Origin of the sequence: Halomarina litorea, from assembly GCF_024227715.1 — an archaeon.
GTDB classification, from domain to species: Archaea; Halobacteriota; Halobacteria; order Halobacteriales; family Haloarculaceae; genus Halomarina; species Halomarina litorea.
Genome location: NZ_CP100449.1, coordinates 1 through 23,968 on the forward strand (window position 1 = coordinate 1; position 23,968 = coordinate 23,968).

A 23,968-nucleotide genomic window follows, 5' to 3' on the forward strand; every position below is an offset into this window, starting at 1 on the left:
TATGTAGTCTAGAAAATCTGCGGAATCTCTTTAGCCCCCACAAATTTTAAGGGAGGACGCCGCAAGCGTCCGTACGACCATGAACGGACTACTGACACTCTCGAGACTCCGTACGCTGTATAGTCTACACAGTCTCGGGACGGCATCGAGCCTGCACAGTTCGGGTGCGCTATGAGCGACGTGGAACCGCGCGCGGTCAGTTCAGTCATCCTGAAGGGTGGCGTCGGGAAGTCCACCATCTCCATCAACCTCGCCCGGCAGTTGGCGACGCGCCACGACGTGCTGTTCGTCGACCTCGACCCCAACGGCCACGCGACGATGGGCCTCGGTCTCGACGAGGCGTACGAGCGCGACGTGAACCTCGGCAACCTCGTCCTCGACGACCGAGACGCGACGCTCGACGACGTCGTCGTCGAGACGGACGCCGAGTTCGACGTCCTCCCGTCCTCGAACACGCTCGAACAGGTCGAGAAGGAACTCACCGGTGCCATCCAGGGGTCGAGTCGCCTCCACAAACACGTGGTCGAACCCGTCCTCGGCGACCGCTACCAGTACGTCGTCATCGACCAGCCGGCGTATCCGGGGATGCTCAACAACAACGGACTGGTGGCGAGTCGGAACCTCATCGTCCCGATGACGCCCGGGTCAGAGGCTATCGGTGGGTTCCGGCGGACCGTCGACCGCCTCGTCTCGCCGCTGCGCGAGTACATGGATGTCGACATCCTCGCCATCGTCCCCAACCGACTGCAAGACCGCATCGACCAGCAGACGGAGGACCGGAAACTGCTGGAGAACCTCAACACACAGGAGCACCTCGCCGAACGGCTCCCGAACTTCGCGCACATCACTCCGGAGGAATTCGAGCGCATCGACAGCGGCGAGATCGACCCACCGAGACCCGGCATCCGCGAACGGAAGGCCTTCACGCAGGCCCTCGGCGAGAACGTCCCCCTGCTGGACTACGACCCCGAGAACGACCAACTCGAGCACCTGGAGGAACTGGCGACCATCGTCGAACGCGGGGGTGTCTCTCGATGAGCGACGACAACCCCTTCGCCGACCTCGACAAGTCGGTCGCCGGGGAGGAGTCCGCCCCCCGAGCGTCGGAGGGTGACGGGGAGGACGCCACGGAAGAACCCGACGCCCCGGACCCCCAGTCGACTCCCGCGTTCGAGGCGGGCAACCACCTCAACCACTCGGTGTACGTCCGCGACGAGACCTGGCAGGCGTTCGAGGACACCTACGACATCGACCTCGTCCCGACGCTCCGGCGGGCGGGCGTCGACGGCCTCTCCAAGCGGGAGTTCCACGACGCAGCACTCCGACTCGCCCGCGAGGAACCCGAACGCGTGGCCGAACTCCTCCTCGAGGAGCGGGGACTCGACCCCGACGACTACATCTCGGAGTAGCCGCGGGCGACCGGCACTCGGAACTCCCCTCGTCCCTGCTCTCCGTGGGCTCACTACGTTCTGTGAGTTCTCCACCCTCCGTGCTCTCTCCACACTCGACGGCGTGTACGCTGTAGGCGAAATGTATAATCTACAGAGCATGAGAAGTCTGCACAATCTATACAGAAAAAATATACTACTTCAATACTTCGACCAGAATGCACCATACATTTTCAAATCTCTTTAGCATTGTTATGCTCTGAAGGCTGGATAATTTCTATAGACTATACCGCTTCCTAAGGCTGCTCCATGTGTCTAGTCTGGATAGTGTGTGGAACTCGGGGAGACTGACGAGGCTTCACCTGCTGTGCAGGGTGCGAAGCCTTACGATGGGCTCGCCCTACCAGCGCCATCCGAGCGGGTTCCGGACCCCGAAGTAGGCTCCCGTCCGCCGTTTCCCCTCCCAGACGAATCGGAGGGTGTCGAGGAGACTGGCGTTCCGCAGGGTGAACGAACTGCCGGGGTCGAAGAGAAGTGTCCCCTCGTCCGCGCGGCACCGACCGCGGACGACGCGCTGTCCGAGCCGGCTCACGTCGTCGTCGTGCCAGTGGACGAGGAGACAGCCGGGTCGCCCGTCTTCGACGGGTCCCGACCACCTCTCGATGTGGGCCTTCCCGTCGGAGACGGTGAACCCCTCGATGGGACGCGTGACGGGGAAGCCGTCCTCGACGACGGTGAACGTCGCTCGGTCGTACTCCGTCGCCTCCGACTCGTCCATCCCGACGGCGGGCCACGGCGGGACGTGAACCCGTCCGGGTACGCCGAGTCGTTCGACGTGCTCGGGTTCGACCTCGACCACGATTCGGAGGGCGTACCAGTCGAACAGGAACCGGCCGACTTCGGAGGTCTGGGCGGCGCTCGACCGGAGGAAGGCGTCGCGTTTCGGGCCGACCGGTTCGGCCTCGATGCGCTCGCGAACGTACGCGGCGTTCGCCCGCAGGTCGTCGTCCCGGACGGTCGCGCGGCCACGGACGAGCACTCGCCCACCCTTGCCGTCGAGGAGCAGCGAGACGCGGGGGTTCGACCGGGCGGCGTCGACCTTCCCCGCGAAGGCCGGCGGGGAACTCACGACCAGTACGCCCCGGTCGTCGTCGTAGAACGGCGTCGCGGGGAACGTGACGGGTCGGTCGCCGCTCGCGGTGGCGAACTCCGCGGTGAGCGACCGGTAGACGGCATCGCGGACACGTTCCCGGGTGAAGGAGTCGAGCGTGGCCATGCCGTGGGTGTCGCCGTCCCGATACTTAACTCGTCGCCGGGGTCCCCCTACTCGATGTCCGCCAAATGGTCGTCGATACGCTGGGTCTTCTCCTCGGCGTCGATGTGCTGGTAGGCCGCCCGCGTCGTCGAGAGGGACTTGTGCCGGGCGAGATCCTGTGCGTCCCCTCGGTCGCGGCGGTAGATCTCCTCCAGGATTCCCCGGCGCGCGCCGTGCAGTTGGAGGTACCCGCACTCCTCGTCCACGTCAACGCCCGCCGCGTCGGTCAGCCGTCGCATGAGCGAGCGCGCCCCCTCGGTCGTGAGTGCTGGTGGTGCGATATCGTGCTCCCGGAGGAGTGCATCGACGTCGCCGTCGACTGCGTCGAGGTGGTCGTCGAACGCACCGTCGAGTCGATCCCGCCCGGCGCGGAACTTCGAGGGGGCGTGGTCGGTCGGGAACACCGGCCAGTCGTCGCTCGCGGGCCGCTGGACGCGATACCACCGGTCGAGACCCTGCCGAGCGGGCTCCGGCAGGAGCGCGGGTTCGCGGTGCTGGTCCTTCCCGAGGACGCGCATGACGCCGCGTTCGAGGTCCACGTCCGCCCAGTGGAGGCCTTGACGACCCGTCCGGGCGTCCTTCGGGTGTCTGAGCACCTCGGCCCCCCGGACGGCGCTGTAGGCGAGGACACGCACCAGCGCACGGTCCCGAACGGGCGTCCCCGCGTCGAGGCCCCGCTCCGAGATGGCTTCGCTCGCCCGTTCGTCGACGTATCGGGTGAGGGCCCGCCGCTGATCGCGGCTCCAGAACTGCTGGTCCGTGCGGTCGCTGTCGGCGTCCTGCGGGAGTTCCTCGCGGGCCCGGTCGGCCAGCGCGGGGTTCGTCGGAAGGACGCCGTCGCGGACGGCGTACGAGAGACACCCCGAGACGTACGCGTAGTAGGTCCGGGCCGTCGAGGCGGCGATGCCCTCCTCGCCTCGCGTCCGACGTGCGAGGTGCATTGCGTACCGGGCCATGACCCGTCGGCCCTCCTCGGAGAGGTCGACGAGAGTGTACTCTCGCCCGTCCATCCACTCGAGCCAGCGCGTCAGTTCGGAGGCGGCGCTGGCGCGGTAGGTCCCGGTCGCCTCGCCCGACGCCGTCGCGCCGCGACTCTTCGAGTCGAGATACCGCGAGACGAGGTCGGAGAGGGCGTCCGGGTCGGTGCCGTCGGTCATGGCGTCGACCGAGGACGGACGTGTACTTCAATCTACTTGGTTGTATCGACCGCACGGCTGTGGGGACTGCCGATGGCGGAGCATCCACGCCGATACACCGTATGTCGATATATCTGGGGGTGGTGTCCGCGTACCGCTGCGCCGCGTGTCTTAGACGGCCTGCCCTCTCCGTCGCGTACGGGAACGTCGCGCTCGGACCCGTCGAAACGGACGGGGAGGCGCGCGAGGCCCCCGTTCGTCGGGCGTTCGTCTCGAGAGAACTCGGCCGTCATCACCGACCGGATAACACCCCTATGCCTGTAATGTGGCGACGAGTGGGCAGGCCGGTCGTTTGATATATCCGAACAACTAAACGGGTGGCAAGTGATGTCACCTCATGGCTCCGAGACAGGACGGATCGCCGCGGACGTTGAAGACGGTCGAACGGTGTGCCCGCATCCTCGACGTCCTCGAAGCGCTCGACGGCGCCGGCGTGACCGAGGTCGCGTCCCATTTGGACATCTCGAAAAGCACCACGTACCAGTACCTCGCCACCCTCCGGCAGCAACACCTGGTCGTCAAGAAGGGCGACCGGTACGAACTCGGCCTGCAGTTCCTCCTCACGGGGGAGTACGTCCGGAACCGGAACCGGCTGTACCGGTACGGCAAGGAGGAAGTCGAGACGCTCGCCGAGTCGACCGGCGAGTACGCGAACCTGTTCACCGAACAGCACGGCATGGGCATCAACCTGTACAAGGTCCGGGGGAGCGATGCCGTCGGGAGTGGGTACCAGACCGAGAAACTCCAGCGCCCCGACCACCTCCACTGCACCGCGACGGGAAAGGCGATTCTCGCGCACCTCCCCGAGGAACGCGTCGACGAGATCGTCGACCAGCACGGCCTCCCCGCTCAGACGGTCAACACCATCACCGACCGCGCCGAACTCAAAGCGGAACTCGACGTCGTCCGTGACCGGGGGTTCGCGTACAACGACGAGGAGGAAGTCGAGGGACTCAGAGCCGTCGGTGCCGCCGTCATCGACCGAAACGAGAACGTCCTCGGGTCGCTGAGCGTCGCCGGCCCGACGAGTCGCCTGAAGGGCAAACAGTTCGAGGACGAACTCCCAGAGGCGGTCCTGAGCGCGGCGAACCTCATCGAGGTGAACGTCAACATGGCTACGCACGGCGACGACCCGACCGGCAGGGGTTGATTCGCTCCGTCCCGAGGGACACCGCTGTCGACGAGTCGGACAGGCCGCCACGTCCGAGCGTGTTCGAAGATATCGAACGACCGGCTGCCGGTGGGCTGGCGGGAGGCGGGTCAACGGCGTGGGGACGACTCCGACCGCCGCACCGGCGGTGATGCGAGTTGTTAAGTGGCACGTGGGCGAGGCGGGGATGGGATGAACGTACGTACCATCGAGGACCTCAACGGTCTCGACGACGACGCCTTCGTGGACGAACTGGGCGGCGTGTACGAACACTCGCCGTGGGTGGCCGAGCGCGCCACGTCGGCGCGACCGTTCGACACCGTCTCCGACCTCCACACGGCGATGGCGCGGGTCGTCCGCGAGGCCGGCGAGGCGAAACAGTTCGATCTCCTGCGAGCCCACCCGGACCTCGGCGAGCAGACGGCGCTGACCGACGCCTCGGAGGCAGAACAGGCGTCGGCCGGGCTGGACGAACTCGGCCCCGAGCAGTACGAGGCGTTTCAACGACTGAACGAGCGGTACAAACGGCGATTCGAGTTCCCGTTCATCATGGCCGTCGAGGGGGCGTCGCCCGACGAGATACAGGCGGCGATGGAGGCGCGCGTCGACAACGACCAGTCGACCGAGTTCCGAACCGCGCTGGAAGAGGTCGAAGAAATCGCCCGTCTCCGGCTCGACGACCGGTTTCGCGGGTCGGTGGACTCGTAGCCCCGCCGAACGGTCGGACGCGCGTCCTCCGGGCTGAGAGCCACCGATACAGCGGCGGTCGCGTCGCGATGTCGCGGCCGTTCGCCCGCGAGCGGCCGCACCCCCCCGCGCAGTTCCCTCTGCGGGTCCCGGTGCAATCGCCAGCCGGCGGCCACGCGGGCCGCATCGAGGCAAACTATTTTGTACCGGCGACGGAATCCCTAACTGGACGATGAGACCACATAGCATGCGGAGTGTGAGCCGATGAACCCGAAGACACTCGACGTCCGCCGACCGCTCGGGGGGGAGCCGATATGACCGAGCACGGGTCCGCCGGCGAGCGGACGATGAACTACGGGAAAGAGCACGTCAACGTCTATCGGACGTACGCGACCCCGCTGGAGGGCGTCCGCGAGATACCCGAGTCGGCGTTCGACGGCAAGCCGAACACGCTCTTCGGGATGGAGGTGCGCGCCCAGGTCGAAGGCGAGGAGTTCCTCCCCTCCTTCCGCGACGGGGACAACACGAAGGTGGTGGCGACGGACTCGATGAAGAACTTCATCCTCCACCACGCCGGCGACTACGACGGCGCGACCATCGAGGGCTTCCTCCACTACGTCGGCGGGGCGTTCCTCCGGACCTACGACCAGATGGAGTCGGTCCGCATGTCGGCCGACGAACTCGCGTTCGACGAGCGCCCCGTGCCCGACGGTGACGGCGGCTTCGAGCCGAGCGACCTCGTCTTCCGCGTCTCCGACGACGAGTCCGCCTTCGGGGAGTTCTACCTCTCCCGGGAGGACGGCGACGTCGTCGTCGAGGAGCAACGGAGCGGCGTCACCGGCCTCGAACTCGTGAAGGTCAAGGACAACTCCTTCGTCGGCTACGTGCACGACGAGTACACCACCCTGCCGGAACGGGAGAACCGGACGCTGTACATCAGCCTCGACATCTTCTGGCGGTACGACGAACCCGAGGCGGCGCTGGGCGAGGACCCCACCGAGTACGTGCCGGCAGAGCAGGTCCGGGACATCGCGCAGGTGGTCTTCCACGAGCAGGACGTCAACTCGATTCAGGACCTCATCTACCAGGTCGGACTCCGGGTGCTCGAGCGCTTCCCGCAGCTGTCGGAAGTGAGCTTCGAGGCCAACAACCGCACGTGGCTGAAGGTCCGCGACGACATGGAGGGCGACGCGAAGGTGCTGCGCGAACCGCCGCGGCCGACCGGCTTCCAGCAGTTCTCGATGGACCGGAGCGACCTCGACGAGGCCGCGGAACGATGAGCGCCGGCCTGACCACGCACGTCCTCGACACGAGCCGCGAGGGGCCGGCCGAGGGCGTCGAGGTGACGCTCTATCGGCTCGAGGACGACCAGCGCGAGCAGGTCACCGCGGCGACGACGAACCACGACGGCCGCGTCGACGAGCCGTTGCTCGACGCCGACGAGATAGAGGCCGGCACCTTCGAACTCGTCTTCGACGTGGGCACCTACTACCGCGAGGGCCCCACCGAGTCGTCGTTCCTCGACGAGGTGCCGGTACGGTTCCTGATCGACGACCCGACCGAGCACTACCACGTCCCGCTGCTCCTCTCGCAGGGTGGGTACACGACCTACCGCGGGAGCTAGAGCGCGGCCGCACCCCCGACTTCTCCGACACCGCGCGACGACAGCCCCGGCGAGAGGTATCGACGGTCCCGACGCCGCGCGACGACCGTCGCGCGCCCGAGACGGTTCCTCGCCGGACCGGCCCCTCCGGCACGCCGCGCCGCGCGGCGGTTACGCCTCCGCCAGCCGCTGGAGGCCCGCGGTCAGGACCCGCGTGGCCGTCGTACAACTGCTCCACTCCGTCCACTCGCGGGGGCTGTGCGAGAACCCACCTCTGGACGGCGCGAACAGCAGTCCGGTGTCGGTGACGTCCGCGACGTGCATCGTGTCGTGGCCGGCGCCGGAGTGCAGCGACTGCGAGGAGGCGTCGACCGTCGCGGCGGCCTGTTCGAGGGCCGCGATACACCGGTCGCTCATCCGACTCGGCGCGATGTCGTACGGTCGCTCGAAGCTCACCTCGACCCCCCGCTCGGTCTCCAGCCCTGCGAGGCAGTCCCGGATCCGTTCGACGACGCGCTCCATCGACGCGTACTGGACGTCGCGGACGTCGATGCCGAGCTCCACCCGTCCCGGCACGACGTTGATGGCGTTCGGCGAGACGTCGAGTTTCCCGACCGTCCCGACGACAGCGCCGCCGCGTTCGTCGAGGACGTCGTTCGCCGCCGCCTCCACCTCGAGGACGAGTTCGCTCGCAGCGGCCAGCGCGTCCGTCCGCGCGTCCATCGCCGTCGACCCCGAGTGGTTCGCCTCGCCCACCACGTCGACCTCGCAGCGAATCGTCCCCGTAATCGCGGAGACGATGCCGACGGCGGCGTTCGCGTCCTGCAGTCGCTCGCCCTGTTCGACGTGGAGTTCGAGCCACGAGTCCCACTCGCTCGCGTCGAGTCGCCCGGTGCCGCGAAACCCGATGTCGGTCAGCGCCGCCTCGAGCGTCACGCCCTCGCCGTCTTCGAGCGCGAGTGCGTCCTCGACCGTCCGGTTTCCGCTGGCGACCGACGAGCCGAGGACGCCGTTGGAGAACCGCCCGCCCTCCTCCTCGGTGAAGCAGACGACCTCTATCGGCCGTGCGAGGTCACGGCCGGCGTCCTGGAGTGCCCTGACGGCTTCCAGCGCGCTGTAGACCCCCAGGACGCCGTCGAAGATGCCGCCCTCGGGGACGGAGTCGAGGTGGCTGCCACACGCGACGGCGGGCGCGGTGGGGTCGGCGCCACCGGACACCCAGCGCCCGACGATGTTCCCGACCGCGTCGATTCGGACGTCGAGGCCGGCCGCATCGAGTCGGTCGAGCAGGTACTGTCGCGCCCCCCGGTTCGCGTCCGTGCCGGTCAGCACCGTCCGACCCCATCCCTGGTCCGTCGAGATGGCACCGTACTCCGCGTTCGTCGTGATGTCGTCGCGGAGACGCTCCTCGCTCACCGCTCGGTAGGCATGCTCCGTGGTACTCATTGTCCACGAGTTACAGCCCCCCGGATTTGAAGATACCGGCGTCCTGCTAGCGTCGAACCGAGGCGGTAGTTCACCCGGGACCCGTCTACCGACCCCTCACCGCTCTCGGATGACGATATCCTTCGCGCCGGTCTGGAGGGTCTCCTCCTCTATCTCGGCGAGTTCCTCGCGCGAGGCGTCGAGCGTCGCCACGTGGTTGCCGGCGAGTTCACCCGCGGGACTCTTGAAGCACGTCGGCCCGCAGGGGACGAGAATCTCCTGTTCGTTCCGGTACCCCGGGTAGAGCAGGATGTCGCCCCGCGAGGGGTAGACGGTGTGGTTCTCGCGTGGAATCTCCGGGAGGTCTATCTCGTCGATGTTGACCCACGTCGCGTGCCCACTCCAGCGGACGTGCATCAACTCCGATTCGAGCGGCAGGAAGTCGCGAAGCGCCTCGACCGACTCCGGCGCCTCGTCTTCGAGCAGGTCCGCCACGTACACGTCTCCCTCGATGTCGAACTCTAGTTGCGTCACGGCACGACCAACTGGTGAGTGGAAAATAAAGGTTCTGTCGGGAATCCGCCCCCGTCGTCCGGGGCCGGACTCGGGCGTCGAGGGACTACGGCGTCCAGTCCGGACGCTCGCGTTCGACGAACTCGCCGTGGCCGGGATCGCAGACGATTTCGCCGTCGTCCGCGACGACGACGCCGCGGACGAGGGTCGTCTCGACCTTTCCCCGGACCGTCCGCCCCTCGTAGATGGAGTAGTCCGCCTTCGAGGCGTTGTCCGCGGCCGTTATCGTCTCCTCGGCGTTCGGGTCGAAGATGACGATGTCCGCGTCGGTCCCCGGGTCGAGCGTCCCCTTCTCCGGGAGGCCGAACGTGGCCGCCGGGTTTCGGCTCATGACTCTCGTGAGGAACTCGTAGGACAGTCCCCGTTCGTTCACCGCCTCGTCGTGGAACACAGGGAGGCTCCGCTGCAGGCCGTTCGCGCCAAACGGCCCCTCCCACCACTCGCTTCCCTCCTTCGCAGCGCGCTTCTGTGCGACGTGGTCGGTCGAGACGACGCTCAGGACGCCCCGTTCGAGGTACTCGAAGAGCGCGTCGACGTCGTCGCCCCGGCGGAGGGGCGGTGCGATGCGCGGGAGGTTCCCCATCTCCTCGTGGAGGTCACCCGTCAGCGCCGTGTAGTGCGTACACGTCTCGCCGCGAATCAGGCTCCCGTCCTCCCGGTGGCGCGCCAGCGCCTCGGCGGACTTCCGACAGGAGGTGTGGATGCCGTAGTACTTCGCCCCGAGGTGGCGGGCCATCCGTGCGAGGTCGTCGGCCGCCATGGCCTCCGCGTAGTCGGGGCGCGACTCGGGGTAGCTCCTCGCCCCGCGCCCCTCGGCTCGGAGTCGCTCGGTCACCGCCTCGCAGACCGAATCGTCCTCGGTGTGGCCGACACCGACGGCGCCGAGGTCCGCGAGTCGCTCGAGGACGCGGTGGATGTACCCGTTCGAGAGGCCGAACTCGTAGGCCGTGTACATCTTGAACGAGGTGACGCCCGCGTCGACGACCGCCTCCAGTTCGTCGAAGAGGTCGTCGCCCTCCCTGAGAATCCCCCCGTGGAGTCCGTAGTCGACCAGCGCGCCGGTGGCTCGCTCCCGCTTTCGCTCGATTCCCTCCACGAGCGTCCCCGCCTCGTCCCACGGGCTCTCCTCGTCCGCGTACGCCTGCCAGGCGAAGTCGATGACCGTCGTCACGCCCCCCAGCGCCGCCGCCGCCGTCGCCGTCTCGTAACTGTCGACGGAGACGTGGTCGCCGATGTGGACGTGCGGGTCGACGACTCCCGGCATGACCACCTTCCCCGTCGCGTCGAGCGTCCGTTCTGCCGCTGGGAGGTGCTCCGGGTCGCCGAGTCCCACGATGGTTCCGTCGTCGACCGCGACCGCTCCGTCGAACGACCGGGTCCCGGAGACGACCGTCCCGCCCTCGATAACAGTGTCTACGACCATCGGGTGCATCTCGACCGACGACCGACATAAAAGTACACGTGGGAAGCGTACTCGCGCCGGGAACCGCGCCGACCCCTCCCGCTCGCTGGGTCCGCAGTCGCCCGCGTCGGAGGTCCCGACCGACGGTCAGGAGCAGATGACGTCGACGTGTTCGCCCGCCTCGACGTCGGCCAACCCGTTGTTCGTCAGTCGGTACGTCGGGATGACCTCGAGGGCGAGAAACGACAGTTCCATCAGTCCGTCGTCGACCAGGCCGAGGTCGGTCACGAACGCCTCGACGGCCTCGTAGCGCTCGTAGACCACCTCGATGGGTTCGTCGGACATCAGTCCCGCCACCGGGAGCGGGAGCGACACCGTCTCGTTGGCCGCCGGGTCGAACGCGGCGATACCGCCGCCGATGTCGCGGAGGTGGTTGGCGACGCGGGCCATGGACTCGCAATCCGCACCGACGACCACGCAGTTGTGCGCGTCGTGGGCGACGGTGGAGCCGACGGCCCCGCGGGACAGGCCGAGGCCGTGGACGAACCCCCGCCCGATGCCCCCGTCACCGCCGTGTCGCTCGATGACGGCCAGCGAGCGGACGTCCTCGTCGTCGGGCGGGACCAGGACCCCCGATTTGACCGGAACGGTCGCCCGCATTCGGTCGGTCTGTAGCCCCCCGACGGCGTCGATGACGCGGACGGTGGCCGTCTCCCCGGTGTCGTCCGCCGCCGTGACGGCGAGGTCCCTCCCCGAGACCGGGTCGAACTGGACGGTGTCCGTCGGCAGGTTCGTGGTCCCGGTCGAGTTCCCGGCCGCGGGGTCCAGTTCGCCGTCGACCAGCACGTGGGCGACGTCCCACGACTCCAGGTCGTCGAGCAACACCAGGTCGGCCGGCGTGCCGGGTTCGAGGCGGCCGAACGGGAGGTCGTAGCACTCGGCCGTGTTGAGCGTCGCCATCTGGACGACGTCGACGGGGTCTGCGCCCTCCGCCATCGCTTTGCGGACCGCGAAGTCGACGCCCCCGCGGTCGACGACGTCGGTCACCTCCGTGTCGTCAGTACACAGCGAGAGCCGCCGAGTGTCGACCTCGTCGACCAGCGGGAGGAGGTCGGCGAGGTTCCGACTCGACGACCCCTCGCGCAGGAAGACCCGGATGCCGAGGCGCGCTCGCTGTCGCGCCTCGTCGAGCGTGATGCTCTCGTGGTCGGTGTCGAGATACCGGGCGGCCTGGTGGAGGGCCGCCCCGTCGACGCCCGCCATGTGCCCGTCGACGGTGAGGCCGCGCTCGCGGGCGGCCGCCACCTTCGCGTGGACCTCGCCGTCGCCAGCGACCAGCCCCGGGACGTCCATCACCTCGCCGAGCGCGACGACCGGGTCGAGGTCGAGCAGGTCCGATACGGCCGCCGCGTCGAGCGTCGCCCCGGCGTCCTGAAGCCCGGAGGCCGGGACGCTCGAGGGGACGGTGAAGCGTGCCTTCAGGGGTGTGTTCGCCGCGTCCTCGACGACGGCGCGGACGCCGTCCTCCCCGAGGACGTTCGCGAGTTCGTGCGGGTCGTGGACGACGCTGGTCACGCCGCGAGGCAGGACTGCGCTCCCGTACTCCGGCAGCGTCACCATGCTCGACTCGACGTGCATGTGGGCGTCGACGAGTCCGGGCGTGACGTAGCCCGCGTCGAGGACGCGGTCGGCCGGACGCTCCTCCAGGGCGACGATCTCGCCGTCGTCGACAGCGACCGCGCCGTCTTCGAGCGTCCCCGTGCTGACGTTCACCAGCGTCCCGCGAACGAGCGTGTCGACCGTGTCACTCATCGGTGTCGACCGTGCCGACGACGGTGTCGCGCGTCCGGTTCGTACGGTTCACCCGCTGGCGGGCGCACGTGGTCTCGGCTGCCCCGCCGGGCGTGTCAGTGAGCCACATGCCGGACGTGGTCACCGGAGGTAGATAGTAGTTTGGCTCGGGAGCGACGGGACGGTTCGATACGCTCGAACCAGTGACCGCGGGTTCGCGGTGGCGGGCGCGTCCGTCGGCGAGTCGCGGAAGGGGCGCGGAGGCGGTTCGCGCGCATCGTTCGCGTCATTCGCGTCGTTCGCGTCAGCTCATCACGCCCCCCGCGGTGACGTAGAAGTAGAGGGCGAACGAACCGGCCAGCGCCCACTGGAGCGCGTGGACCTCGTCGTAGTCGCCCTGCGCCGACTTGACAAGGGGGTAGCTGATGATGCCCGCGGCGATGCCGTTGGCGATGGAGGCCGTCAGCGGCATCATGACGATGGTCAGTCCCCCGGGGATGAGCCACTCGGAGCGCTGCCACTTCAGGTCGGTGACGCCCTGGAGCATGATGAGGCCGACGAGAATGAGTCCGAGGTAGGAGGCGTACGTCGGTATCGCGGCCACGACGGGGACGGCGACGAGCGACGCCAGGAACAGCACGGCGACGACGAGCGCGGTCAGCCCGGTCCGGCCGCCCTCCTCGACTCCGGTCGAACTCTCGACGTAGGTGGTCACGGTGGTCGTCCCGACCATCGCCCCGCAGGTGGTCGCGACGGCGTCGGCCATCAGCGGCTTCTCCATCTCGGGGAGGTTGCCGTCCTCGTCGAGGAAGTTCCCGAACTGCGAGACGCCGATGAGCGTGCCGGCGGTGTCGAAGAAATCGACGAAGAAGAACGTGAACACGACGATGACGAACGGGATGGGTTCGATGGTCCCGAAGCCGCCGACGAACGCCCCTACCAGTGGCGTGATGTCGTACTGGACGGGTGGGAGGCCACCGGGCGTGAGGACGCCGCCGCCCACGACGCCGGCGAGCGTCAGTCCCCACCCGGCGGCCGCAGTCGCGAGGATACCGATGATGATGGAGCCGGTGACCCCCTTGGCGTAGAGGACGATGGTGAAGGCGAGTCCGGCGAGCGCCAGCAACGCGACCGGGTCCGACGCGACGTTCCCGAGCGAGACCAGCGTCGCCTCGTCCGCGACGGCGATGTTGGTCTCGATGAGGCCGAGCAACAGGAGGAACAGGCCGATACCGGCCCCGACGGCGAACTTCACGGGTTCCGGGAAGAACTCGATGATGTACCGCCTCGCGCCGACGCTGGACATCGCCATGAAGATGACGCCCTCGACGAAGACGGCCGCGAGCGCGGTCTGCCACGGTATCCCCAGCGAGATGACCACGGTGAACGCGAAGTACGCGTTCAGGCCCATCCCGGGGGCGAGTCCGAACGGCCGGTTCGCGTACAGCGCCATCACGACCGACCCGATAGCGGCGGCCAGAATCGTCGCGATGGCGAGCATCTGGAACGTCTCTCCCTCGGAGTAGCCCTGGATGGAGATGGCCTCCGACAGGATGGCCGGGTTCACCACGATGATGTACGACATGGTGAGGAACGTCGTGATACCCGCGACCACCTCGGTCCTGGCGTCCGTCCCGTGCCGGTCGAACTCGAAGAACGACGCTACGCGCGACCCTGCATTGCTATCGCTTGCCATACCACTTCACTACCCTACTGGGAACAAATAAGTTTTCACTGCGACGGGTGCGGAGTCGGAGTCACCGCCGTTGTGGGCGTCCGATTGCCCCGCTCAGGGTTTCTGCCGCCGGGCGGACCGCCGCTCCTCTTCGAGGTCCAGATCGAGGCCCACCTCCGACGCGCGGCGCCGGACCGCCTCGGCGTCGATGGCGGTCACCTCACCGTCTTCCTGTAGAACGGTGCCGTCGACCATCGTGAAGCGCACGTCGTCGCCGTGCGCGGCGAACACGAGGTGTGAGAGCACGTCGTGGAGGGGGGTCGCGCGCGTGCAGTCTGTCGTGAGGCCTACGACGTCGGCGCGCCAGCCCTCCCGGAGCGCGCCGAGTTCGTCGAACCCTGCGGCCCTCGCCCCGTTGACCGTCGCCATCTCGAAGATGCTGGCGGACGGTGCCGTCGTCGGGTCCAGTCGGTCGACCTTCTGGAGGAGGCTGGCCTGGCGCATCTCGGTGAACGGGTCGAGCGTGTTGTTGCACGGGGGGCCGTCGTTGCCGAGGGCGACGTTGATTCCCCGGTCGAGGTAGTCCCAGACCGGGGCGATGCCGCTCGCGAGTTTCATGTTCGAGGACGGACAGTGCGTGACGTGCGTCCCCGTCTCGGCGAGGACCTCCCGCTCGCTCTCGTCGGTCCACACGCAGTGTGCCAGCACCACGTCCTCGCCCGTGAGACCGACCTCGTCGAGCCAGTGGACGTTGCGCATCCCGGTGTCGTCCTGCACCGTTTCGATCTCGCTTCGGTTCTCGTTGGCGTGCGTGTGGATGCGGACGCCGTCGTACGCGTCGGCCAGTTCGCGCGCGCCGCGGAGACACTCCTCGGTGCAGGAGACGGCGAAGCGCGGCGTCACCGCGTACCGGATGCGGTCGTCGAACGACCCGTGGTACTCCCGGATGAGCCGCTCGGACGCGTCTATGGCCTCCTGCGTGTCCTCGAGGAGGGCGTCGGGCGAGCGACGGTCCATCATCACCTTGCCGAGGACGCCCCGGATGCCCATCTCGCCCGCCGCCTCGAAGGCCTCCTCGGCGTGGGCGACCGAGAGGTGGTCGATGCACGTCGTCGTCCCGCTCTCTATCATCTCCAGGTACCCCAGTTCCGCCGCGACCCGCATCTCCTCGGCCGACAGGGAGGCCTCCATCGGGAGGATGTAGTCGAACAGCCAGTCCAGCAGTTCGGTGTTGTCGGCGATGCCGCGGCCGAGGCTCTGGACGGAGTGGACGTGCCCGCCGACGAGGCCCGGCATCAGGACGTCGTACGACTGGTGTTCGTGGTCGGGATACCGCGGCGCGACCTCGGACCGCTCGCCCACCCGCTCGATGCGAGACCCCTCGGTGACGACCGCCCCGTCGTCGATGACCGTCTCAGCGTCTACGACGACGATCCCGGTTAGCAACATGTGTCGCTCGTATACGACATCGGAGTAAAAGGGTTTCCCCGCCGGGTGGCGCGAGGCGTCCGCCGTCCGGTGGACACCCCGCCCGCACGCTCGTCGGGGTCGTCAGCGGCTCAGTCGTCGACCGGTTCGGAGAGCGGGGTGGCGGCGTCGGTCCTGTCGAACAGTGGGCTCGACTCGCCGGGGACGAACGTGTTCAGCACCAGCCCCACGACGCCGGTGACGATGACCGGTTCGCCGAAGAACGTCCGTGCGGCGCTCGGCAACCCCGAGAGGGCCTCGGGGACCGTCGCGACGCCGAGGCCGAGGCTGAGCGCCGTGGCGATGATGACCATGTTCCGCCGGTTCATCTCGATGTTCAAGAACAGCAGCCGCATCCCGCTCGCGGCCACCATCCCGACCATGATGAGGACGGCCCCGCCGAAGACGGCGGAGGGGATGGTCGTCACGACCGCCCCGATCTTCGGCACCAAGCCGAGGACGATCAGGATTCCGCCGCCGATGCCGACGATGTGGCGGCTCATCACGCCCGTGAAGTTGATGATGCCGACGTTCTGCGAGAACGAGGTCTGCGGGAACGACCCGAAGACGGCCCCGAGGGCGCTGATGAACCCGTCGGCGAAGATGCCGCCGCGGAACTCCTCCTCGGTCGGGTTGCGGCCCTCCGCGGCGGTGATGCCCGACATGTCGCCGATGGTCTCCATCCCCGAGACCAGAAACAGGAACGCGAAGGTCACTAGCGGGACCACCTCGATGCTGAAGCCGAACCGGCCGGGTGTGGGGACTGCGATCCACGCCGCGCTGGCGACGGGGCCAAAGTCGACGACGCCCATCGCGATGGCGGCGACGTAGCCGACGACGATGCCGATGATGATGCTCAACATCCGCCAGACGCCGCGCAGGAGCAGGTTGAACAGGACGGCGATGAGCAGGACCAGCCCCGCGAGCCCGAGGTTCTGTACCGACCCGAAGTTCTCGGCGCCGACGCCGCCCGCGGCGTACTGGATGCCGACCGGGATGAGGTAGAGGCCGATGATGACGACGATGAGTCCCGTGACGAGCGGCGGGAAGAACGACCGGAGCCGTTTGAACTGCCAGCCCAGGAGGAACGGAACGACGGTCGCCGCGACCACGATGGAGCCGAACACCACGTCGAGGCCCGAACTCGCGCCGATGGAGGACATCGCGCCGACGAACGCGAAACTCGTCCCCATCACGATGGGGAGTTTCGCGCCGACCGGCCCGACGGTGTACGCCTGGACGACGGTCGCCACCCCGGCGAAGAGGATGACCATCTGGACGAGGAACGTCGTGGACGCGGCGTCCAGTCCCACGGCTCCCGCGACGATGAACGCGACGGCGGTCGAGGGGACGATCATGACCGATACGTGCTGTAAGGCGAGCAGGAGCGATTTCGACAGCGGCGGCTTCTCCTCCAAGCCGTACGCGAGGTCGATACCGTCCTCTGTGTTGTCAGACATGGCTCGCGCAGGGAATATTGCTACTAATAATTAAAGTCTGTTATTTTCAAAGAATTATTCCAGAACTAAGGAGTGGTACAATCGGTCACGGTCGGTTCTTCGACGAGAGGCCTCCGGGGTCGGTGACCGACGCCGCCTCGGTCCGGGGGAGCGCCCACCGGCCGGCCCGCCCCGAAGCGCACGCCGTGAGGGAGCAGCTATAACACCGGGGCTACCCAAGCCGGCGACATGGACGGAGACACCACCCACCCGTGGACCGTCACGGCGAGCGACCTCCGGGGTGAGATGCGACGCGAACTGGCGCGCGACGCTGACGCGGTCCTCGTGACCGTCGCGGACGTCGAGGGGGCCGCGTACCGCCGTCCCGGCGCGAAGATGCTCGTCGACGGCGACGGAACGCCGGTCGGCGCGGTCACCGCAGGCTGTCTCGAGGACGCGGTCACGGCGTCGTCGATGGAGGTCCTCGACGCCGACGAACCCCGACTGGTGACGTTCGACCTGCTGGAAGACGACGACAGCTGGGGACTCGGCCTCGGATGCAACGGCGTCCTCGACGTCCTGCTCGAACCGCTCGACGCCAGTTGGGGCGAGCCCCTCGACGAACTCGACGCTGGGAGGGCGGTGACCGTGCTGACCGTCGTCGAATCGACCGACTCCGACGTCCCCGTCGGTGCGCGCTCCTACACGGCCGGGAGCAGTCAGATTCGAGGCGTGGCCGAGCGCGCCGCCGTCCCGGATAGCGTCGTCGAGTCCGCGGCGTCGGCCGTCTCCGAGATACACGGCCGGGATCGAACGACGACGGTCGACGTCGAGACAGACCGCGGGTCGGTCGCGGTGCTCGTCGACGGACTGGTGCCCGTCTCGACGCTGCTACTGGTCGGTAGCCAGCCGGACGTCCACCCCGTCGCGCGCGCGGCGTCGAACGCCGGCTTCGAGGTGGTGGTCCACTCGCCCCGCGGGGCGAGAGGTCCCGAGGACTTCCCGCACGCGGACAGAGTCGAGACGGGGCACCCCTCGACCGTCGACGCGAGCGCCGAGGTCCCCGAACACACGTACGCGGTCGTCATGACGCACAACCTCGTCGACGACCGAATCGCCGTCGAGACGCTCCTGCGCGAGACGAGCGTCCCGTACGTCGGGTTGATGGGACCGCGCGACCGATTCGAGCGACTCCGGGAGGACAGCGACGTCGTCGCGGGCACGGACCCCGGCCGAATCGCGACGCCGGTCGGCCTCGACCTCGGCGGCGGTGCCCCGACGGAGATCGCCCTCAGTATCGTCAGCGAGGCCCTGGCGGTGAGCAACGGCCGCGAGGGGACCCGGTTGAGAGACGAAGAGGGATCGATCCACGCGCGAGTCGAGCCCGAGCAGTGACGACGAGGGGAGAGGCAGCGAAGGACGCCCGGTGACCGCTGCTCGTCTCCGGTCTCCTGACGGGTGACGAGGCGCTCAGCGCTCGTCGAGTGCGGCTTTGACCTTCTCCGGCGTGATGGGCATGTCGCCGATTCGGACGCCGACGGCGCGCCGGATGGCGTTGCTCAGCGCGGGCGGGACGCCGTTGACGGGAATCTCGGCGACGGACTTCGCGCCGAAGGGTCCGGTCGGTTCGTGCGTCTCGACGATGATGGACTCCATCGGGGGCTGGTCGGCCGTGGTGGGCATGTCGTAGTCGCGAAAGCCCATCACCTCCGGCCGTCCGTCCGCGTCGAAGGTGACGCCGTCGCCGGTCGCCAGTTCGTAGCTCATGTGCATCGCGCCCTCTACTTGCCCCTCCACGAGGGCGGGGTTGAGCGCGGTGCCGCAGTCGACGGCGTACACCATGTCGTTGATCTCGAACTCGCCGGTCTCCTCGTTGACGGTCACGTCGACGAACTGCGCGCCGAAGGGGGGCGGCGACTCGTCCGTGCAGTGGCTCGCCTCGCCCATCACGTGGGCGCGCACCTCGTCGCCGTACATGGACTCGTATCCGATGTCCTCCAGCGAGACCGACTCGCCGGTCTCCCCCGAGACGACCGACTCCTCGTCGATAGTGAACGCGGATTCGGGTTCGCCGAGCATCCGCGACGCGAACTCGAAGAGCATCTCGCGGGCGTCCTCGGCGGCCTTCTTGACGGCCTGTCCGGTGATGTAGGTCGTCGAGGAGGCGTACGCGCCGTGGTCGAACGGGGAGATGTCGGTGTCCGAGGGTTGGACCAGCACGTCCTCCGGGGGCACGCCGAGCACCTCGGCCGCTATCTGGGCCATCACGGTGTCGGCCCCGGGCCCGATGTCGACCGCGCCGGTCTGGAGGATGAACGAGCCGTCCTCGTTCATCTTGATGTGGGCCGCGCCGAGTTCGTCGCCGGCGACGCCGCTCCCCTGAATCGTGAGCGCGACGCCACAGGCACGGTGGAGGTGGTCCTCGTCCGGCTGTTCGACGTCGTCCCAGCCGATGGCCGCCCGGCCCTCGGCGATGCACTCGTCGAGACCGCACGACCGGATGCGCCGGCCGTACTCCTTGTCCTTCAGGATGCCGGAGGCCACCTCGAAGTCGCCCTCTTTCACTACGTTCCGCGCGCGGAGTTCGAGGGGGTCGATGTCGAGGTCGCGGGCAACCTCGTCCATGTGCCCCTCGACGGCGAGGTGGCCCTGTGGCGCGCCGTAGCCGCGGATGGCACCCGCGATGGGGAGGTTGGTGTGGACGGCGGTCATCCCGAAGCGGATGTTCGGCGTGTGCGTGTAGAGCGGCAGCGGTTTCTTCCCGATGGAGATGGCGACGGTCATCCCGTGGGGGCCGTACGCGCCCGAGTTCGTGACGGCCTCCATATCCAGCGCCTTCAGGTCGCCGTCCTCGGTCGCGACGCTCCGGAGCGTGACGCGGGCGGGCCGGCGGTTTCGCACGGCGTGGAACTGCTCGCGGCGCGTCGTCTCGATCATCACCGGTCGGTCGGCGGCCTCGGAGAGCGCCACCGTGATGGGTTCGAGGATCATCCCCTGTTTCGACCCGAAGCCGGCGCCGATTCGCGGCTTCGAGACGCGGACGTCGCGGATGGGCAGGTCGAAGAGGTGGGCGAGTTGCCGCCGCGTGTGGTAGGGGACCTGCGTACTGGAGATGAGGTGGAGACGGTTGTCCTCGTCGCGGTGGGCGATGGTCGTGTGCGGTTCGGGGACGCAGTGGGACTGGTAGGGGGTCTCCCACTCCGTCTCGGTCACGGTCAGGTCCTCGCGGTCCGCCGCCTCCGCGAATGCGGCGTCCACGTCTCCGATCTCACCCGTCGCCTGCGCCTCGATGTTCCGCTCGTAGTCCGCCCCGGGCTGGACGTTCTCTACGTCGGCCTCGTCGTGAATCTGGGGCGCGCCGGATTCCATCGCCTCCGCGGTGTCGAAGACGGCGTCGTACTCCTCGTAGGTGACGTCGAGTTTGCGCGCGGCCTTGCTCGCGGTGGCCGCGTCCTCGGCGGCGATGGCGGCGATGGGGTCGCCGACGAAACGCACCTTTCGTCGGAGGACCCGGAGGTCCCACGGGGAGGGCTCCGGGTACGACTGGCCGGCGGACGTGTAGGGTTTGTCCGGCACCTCGGGGGAATCCGGCGTGATGACGGCGTAGACGCCGTCCATCTCCTCGGCCGCGCTCGTGTCGATGTCCGTGACGACGCCGTGTGCGATGTCCGAGCGGACGACCTTCGCCTCGGCGAGGTCCGGGAACTCCCGGGCGTAGTCGGCCGCGTACTTCGCCTCCCCGGTGACGATCTTCCGCGCGTCGTCTTTCTCCTCGCGGTGCGAGACCGTCCGGCGCTCGTCCGGTTCCTTCCGGTTGTTCGGCGCCTCCTCCCACTCCATCGGGTGGGCCTCCTCGACCGCCGACGCGTCGGCGGTCCCCTCGTTCGGGGTCGGCTCGTCGTGCTTGCTCATCCGTCGAACCCCTCCTCGCGGCAGCCACAGCCCGGCGCACCGTCGGCGGGCGGACAGCCCCCGTCGGCCGCCACCGCCTCCCCGTCCAACCGGGTCGAGGCGTCCCGGACTGCGTCGATGATCTTCTCGTAGCCCGTGCACCGACAGAGGTTCTCCGAGAGCGCGTCGCGAATCTCCGCCTCGTCGGGGTCCGGGTTCTCCTCCAGAAGCGCCTTCGAGCGCATGATCATCCCCGGGATGCAGAAGCCACACTGGAGCGCGGCGTTGTCGACGAACGCCGCCTGGACCGGGCTGAGGTCGTCCTGCGTCCCGAGGTTCTCGATGGTCTCGACGTCGCTTCCCTCGACCTGCCGGCTCGGGCGGATACAGGACTTGACCGGCTCGCCGTCGACGAGTACCGTACAGAACCCGCAGTCACCGGTGTCACACCCGCGTTTCGCACCCGTGTACCCGTTGTCCCGCAGGACGTCGAGTAGCGTGTCTGAGCGGGCGGCCTCGAATGTTACGTCGTCTTCGTTCAGCGTGAGATCGATTTCCATGGCGATTGTCGTTAGCTGGTGATGGCAAGAGCGGTCCGCCCCGGGGGACGAGATGCCGTCGCTCCGAGCCCTCGCGACTCGGGGACCGTGCGAGACTGGCGAACCGGACCGGTTTCTGACCCCGGGCATGCTAGCTTCCTACACAACATACGGTGGCCGTCGGTCATTTAAAGCTTCCCCCGGCTGACGTGTGGCCGGACGAATCCCGAACGCGGGCCAATCACACGGGTCGACATCCGGCGTCGTTCCGGGTTCCGTCGGTATCGTCTCGTCCGCCGTCCACGACGGACCGGCCACCTCCCGACGCGACGGGACAGGAGGGCCTTCGCTTCCGGTCGTGCCACGGGGTCGTCTCACGCTTCCGTCGGCTCCCACAACTCGCCCCGGGAAGCGTTCGCATATATCAAACACGAGGTGAGCACGCTCTGCGCCGGACATCGATAAAATAGTGACTCGAATTACAACCATATGGCTGTAACTATCGGGGCGACTCTCCCGTGAACAGTGCTCGCCTCGACGGCATCTATCGCGTCGAAGCGCGCCGATGGTCCGGTCGCATCTGTCGAGACCACCAGCCAGAACGCGATGCTCCGCGCTCGACGGCCACGAATTCGGGGTAAAGACAATCGACCGCCCGTTTCGAACGCCCGAACGCTCCGCATCCGGACGAGTCCGTTTTCATATTTCGAACATCGGAGGCCGACCGACCCCGGGCCGGGAGTCCGACCCGCCGTAGCGCGGGGTGTCGAGGCGTCGACCGTCGCCCGGGAGGGCGGACCGGGGAGTCACTCGATGCCCGCCCGTTCGACGACGGCCTCGGCCGCGGCCGAGGCGTCGGTCAGGAGGTCGTCGAGCGGCCCGTCGAGTGTCAGGACCTCCCGGTCGTGCATCACGAGGTCACCGGCACAGAGGACGGTCTCGACCTCGAACCCCTGTGCCCCGTTGACTAGGGCGAACACGGGGTCGGGACACGGCGTGAGGTGAGGGTAGTTGAGGTCGACGACGGCCAGGTCGGCCTGCTTTCCGGGTTCGATGGAGCCGAGGTCGTCGCCCCGCCGGATGGCGCGCGCCCCCTCTACGGTGATCATGTCGAAGGCTCGCTGTGCGGGGACGACCCCCGGGTCGCGGTGGTAGCCCTTGTGCCCCGCGGCGGCGGCGCGGGCGTCCGAGAGGGGGTTCACTGTGTCGTTCAGGTTGGAGTTGTCCGTCCCGAGGCCGACGGTGACGCCGGCGTCCAGCATGGCGACGATCGGCGCGTACCCGGTCGCGAGGCGCATGTTGGCCATGTAGTTGTGGGCGACCCGCGTGTCCGTCCGCGCCAGCAGGCGCACGTCGGCCGCGTCGACCTGGACGCAGTGGCCGAGCAACGCCCGGTCTCCGAGGTAGCCGACGTTCCGCAGGTACTCGACGCTGGAGAGGGCGACGCCCTGCTCTTCGACCTCCGCCTCGGCGACGTGGGTGGTCGTCATCACGTCGTACTCCTCGGCGAGTCGGTAGGCCTCCCGAAGCCCGCGCGCGGTCGACGTCGCGAGCACGATGGGCGCAGGCCAGACCGACTGGCGACCGCCCGCGCTCCCGTGGTACGTCTCGATGAGCGCTTCCACCTCTGCTAGCGCCGTCTCCGTGTCGACGGTGAAGTGGTCCGCCCTGGGGTGGTCGACGCCGGGATTTCGGGTCTGGATGTCGGCCAGCAGGGTTCGAAAGGCCTCGTCGGACGGGTCGTCGGCGAACCCCGCGCCGTAGACGCTGCGGATGCCCGCCCGGTCGTAGGCGTCGAGTTTGGCCTCGATGGCGTCCCAGCCGTCCCAGACGACCTCGGTGTCGTTCTCGACGAACGTCGTCACGCCCGACTGGATGGCCTCCACGCAGTACAGGTCGGCGGCGACCTCGTGCTCCTCGGGGGTCATCGCAAGCACTCCGGGGCGTTTGACGTTGTACAGCCAGTCGTAGAGGCCGCGGTCGGCGGCGAACGCCCCGCGCAGGAGGATGTCGGAGACGTGCGTGTGGGCGTTGATTAACCCCGGAATCACCGCGCCCCCGTCCGCGTCGAGTACCCGGTCGGCGTCGTAGTCGGCTTGGAGGTCCGCCGTCTTCCCGACCGCCTCGATTCGGTCGCCGCTGACGGCGACTGCACCGTCCTCGACGACGTCCCGTTCGGGATTCTGCGTCACGACGCGGCCGTTGGTGACGAGCAGGTCCGTCATTGCGGTCCCTCTATCCCGGTTCCCCGTTCGGGGACGGTCGGAGTCCTCGCTGTGCGTGGTGGCACCCGTACTGGTGGCATGGATCAGCGTGTTCACGCGCCAGCAAAAGCGTTCGTGTGGCTGGGGTGTCGCCCCCGATGCTCGCCGCGAACGCGAGCGCGTCGCGGTGGCCCCGACGACAACTCTTTTGCCGGGGGTCGGT

At 68.2% G+C, this 23,968-nt stretch carries 19 protein-coding genes; 7 read left to right on the top strand and 12 right to left on the bottom strand.

All coding sequences use genetic code 11. The annotated features are described in order from the left end of the window. Positions 1 to 171 precede the first annotated feature (171 nt). Both NKG96_RS17175 and NKG96_RS17180 read left to right on the top strand, forming a co-directional pair. A complete protein-coding gene (locus tag NKG96_RS17175) occupies positions 172 to 1,038 on the top strand; it encodes a ParA family protein (protein WP_254538351.1) in 867 nt (288 codons plus the stop codon). Then, complete coding sequence (locus tag NKG96_RS17180) at positions 1,035 to 1,409, top strand: DUF7970 domain-containing protein (RefSeq protein WP_254538352.1); 375 nt, start codon at positions 1,035 to 1,037, stop codon at positions 1,407 to 1,409. The genes NKG96_RS17175 and NKG96_RS17180 overlap by 4 nt, the downstream gene beginning before the upstream one ends. Positions 1,410 to 1,788: 379 nt before the next feature. On the opposite strand, the gene NKG96_RS17185 is transcribed toward NKG96_RS17180, so the two are convergent. Further along, complete coding sequence (locus tag NKG96_RS17185) at positions 1,789 to 2,664, bottom strand: pyridoxamine 5'-phosphate oxidase family protein (RefSeq protein ID WP_254538353.1); 876 nt, start codon at positions 2,662 to 2,664, stop codon at positions 1,789 to 1,791. A gap of 47 nt (positions 2,665 to 2,711) precedes the next feature. Beyond that, complete coding sequence (locus NKG96_RS17190) at positions 2,712 to 3,860, bottom strand: tyrosine-type recombinase/integrase (protein ID WP_254538354.1); 1,149 nt, start codon at positions 3,858 to 3,860, stop codon at positions 2,712 to 2,714. Positions 3,861 to 4,236: 376 nt separating this feature from the next. Between NKG96_RS17190 and NKG96_RS17195 the strand changes: the two genes are divergently transcribed. From NKG96_RS17195 to uraH, 4 genes are all read left to right on the top strand, one after another. Beyond that, complete coding sequence (locus NKG96_RS17195) at positions 4,237 to 5,049, top strand: IclR family transcriptional regulator (protein ID WP_254538355.1); 813 nt, start codon at positions 4,237 to 4,239, stop codon at positions 5,047 to 5,049. A 192-nt stretch (positions 5,050 to 5,241) separates the two neighbouring features. Beyond that, positions 5,242 to 5,757, top strand: a complete 516-nt coding sequence (gene uraD, locus NKG96_RS17200) for a 2-oxo-4-hydroxy-4-carboxy-5-ureidoimidazoline decarboxylase (protein WP_254538356.1) — start codon at positions 5,242 to 5,244, stop codon at positions 5,755 to 5,757. A 293-nt stretch (positions 5,758 to 6,050) separates the two neighbouring features. Continuing rightward, complete coding sequence (gene pucL, locus NKG96_RS17205) at positions 6,051 to 7,016, top strand: factor-independent urate hydroxylase (RefSeq protein ID WP_254538357.1); 966 nt, start codon at positions 6,051 to 6,053, stop codon at positions 7,014 to 7,016. Beyond that, a complete protein-coding gene (gene uraH, locus NKG96_RS17210) occupies positions 7,013 to 7,360 on the top strand; it encodes a hydroxyisourate hydrolase (RefSeq protein ID WP_254538358.1) in 348 nt (115 codons plus the stop codon). The genes pucL and uraH overlap by 4 nt, the downstream gene beginning before the upstream one ends. 150 nt (positions 7,361 to 7,510) lie before the next feature. On the opposite strand, the gene NKG96_RS17215 is transcribed toward uraH, so the two are convergent. The 7 genes from NKG96_RS17215 to NKG96_RS17245 form a co-directional block, all read right to left on the bottom strand. Beyond that, the gene (locus tag NKG96_RS17215; protein WP_254538359.1) at positions 7,511 to 8,785 is read right to left on the bottom strand and encodes a Zn-dependent hydrolase; all 1,275 of its coding nucleotides are present in this window, start codon (positions 8,783 to 8,785) and stop codon (positions 7,511 to 7,513) included. 96 nt (positions 8,786 to 8,881) lie between these two features. After that, positions 8,882 to 9,298, bottom strand: a complete 417-nt coding sequence (locus NKG96_RS17220) for a DUF3830 family protein (RefSeq protein WP_254538360.1) — start codon at positions 9,296 to 9,298, stop codon at positions 8,882 to 8,884. 85 nt (positions 9,299 to 9,383) lie between these two features. Next, entirely contained in the window at positions 9,384 to 10,760 is a 1,377-nt protein-coding gene (locus tag NKG96_RS17225; protein WP_254538361.1) for a dihydroorotase, read from the bottom strand. A gap of 126 nt (positions 10,761 to 10,886) precedes the next feature. Next, positions 10,887 to 12,551 carry an adenine deaminase gene (gene ade / locus NKG96_RS17230; RefSeq protein WP_254538362.1) on the bottom strand — a complete coding sequence of 555 codons (1,665 nt, stop codon included), beginning with the start codon at positions 12,549 to 12,551 and terminating at the stop codon, positions 10,887 to 10,889. A gap of 283 nt (positions 12,552 to 12,834) precedes the next feature. Then, positions 12,835 to 14,226 (bottom strand): NCS2 family permease, encoded by a 1,392-nt coding sequence (locus NKG96_RS17235; RefSeq protein ID WP_254538363.1) that lies wholly within the window; start codon positions 14,224 to 14,226, stop codon positions 12,835 to 12,837. Positions 14,227 to 14,319: 93 nt separating this feature from the next. Beyond that, the gene (locus NKG96_RS17240; protein ID WP_254538364.1) at positions 14,320 to 15,654 is read right to left on the bottom strand and encodes a 5'-deoxyadenosine deaminase; all 1,335 of its coding nucleotides are present in this window, start codon (positions 15,652 to 15,654) and stop codon (positions 14,320 to 14,322) included. Between the two features lie 110 nt (positions 15,655 to 15,764). Continuing rightward, positions 15,765 to 17,132: a uracil-xanthine permease family protein gene (locus NKG96_RS17245; RefSeq protein ID WP_254538366.1), complete on the bottom strand. Its 1,368-nt coding sequence runs from the start codon at positions 17,130 to 17,132 to the stop codon at positions 15,765 to 15,767. 228 nt (positions 17,133 to 17,360) lie between these two features. On the opposite strand from NKG96_RS17245, the gene NKG96_RS17250 reads away from it, so the two are divergent. Next, entirely contained in the window at positions 17,361 to 18,506 is a 1,146-nt protein-coding gene (locus NKG96_RS17250) for an XdhC family protein (RefSeq protein ID WP_254538367.1), read from the top strand. 75 nt (positions 18,507 to 18,581) lie between these two features. Here the strand turns inward: NKG96_RS17250 and NKG96_RS17255 are convergent, their stop codons facing one another. The 3 genes from NKG96_RS17255 to NKG96_RS17265 all read right to left on the bottom strand — a co-directional run bounded on the left by NKG96_RS17255 (position 18,582) and on the right by NKG96_RS17265 (position 23,766). Further along, the gene (locus tag NKG96_RS17255) at positions 18,582 to 21,023 is read right to left on the bottom strand and encodes a xanthine dehydrogenase family protein molybdopterin-binding subunit (protein WP_254538368.1); all 2,442 of its coding nucleotides are present in this window, start codon (positions 21,021 to 21,023) and stop codon (positions 18,582 to 18,584) included. Continuing rightward, positions 21,020 to 21,562, bottom strand: a complete 543-nt coding sequence (locus NKG96_RS17260) for a (2Fe-2S)-binding protein (protein ID WP_254538369.1) — start codon at positions 21,560 to 21,562, stop codon at positions 21,020 to 21,022. Before NKG96_RS17260 ends, NKG96_RS17255 begins: the two co-directional genes overlap by 4 nt. Before the next feature lie 785 nt (positions 21,563 to 22,347). After that, complete coding sequence (locus tag NKG96_RS17265; protein ID WP_254538371.1) at positions 22,348 to 23,766, bottom strand: amidohydrolase family protein; 1,419 nt, start codon at positions 23,764 to 23,766, stop codon at positions 22,348 to 22,350. Positions 23,767 to 23,968: the final 202 nt, after the last annotated feature.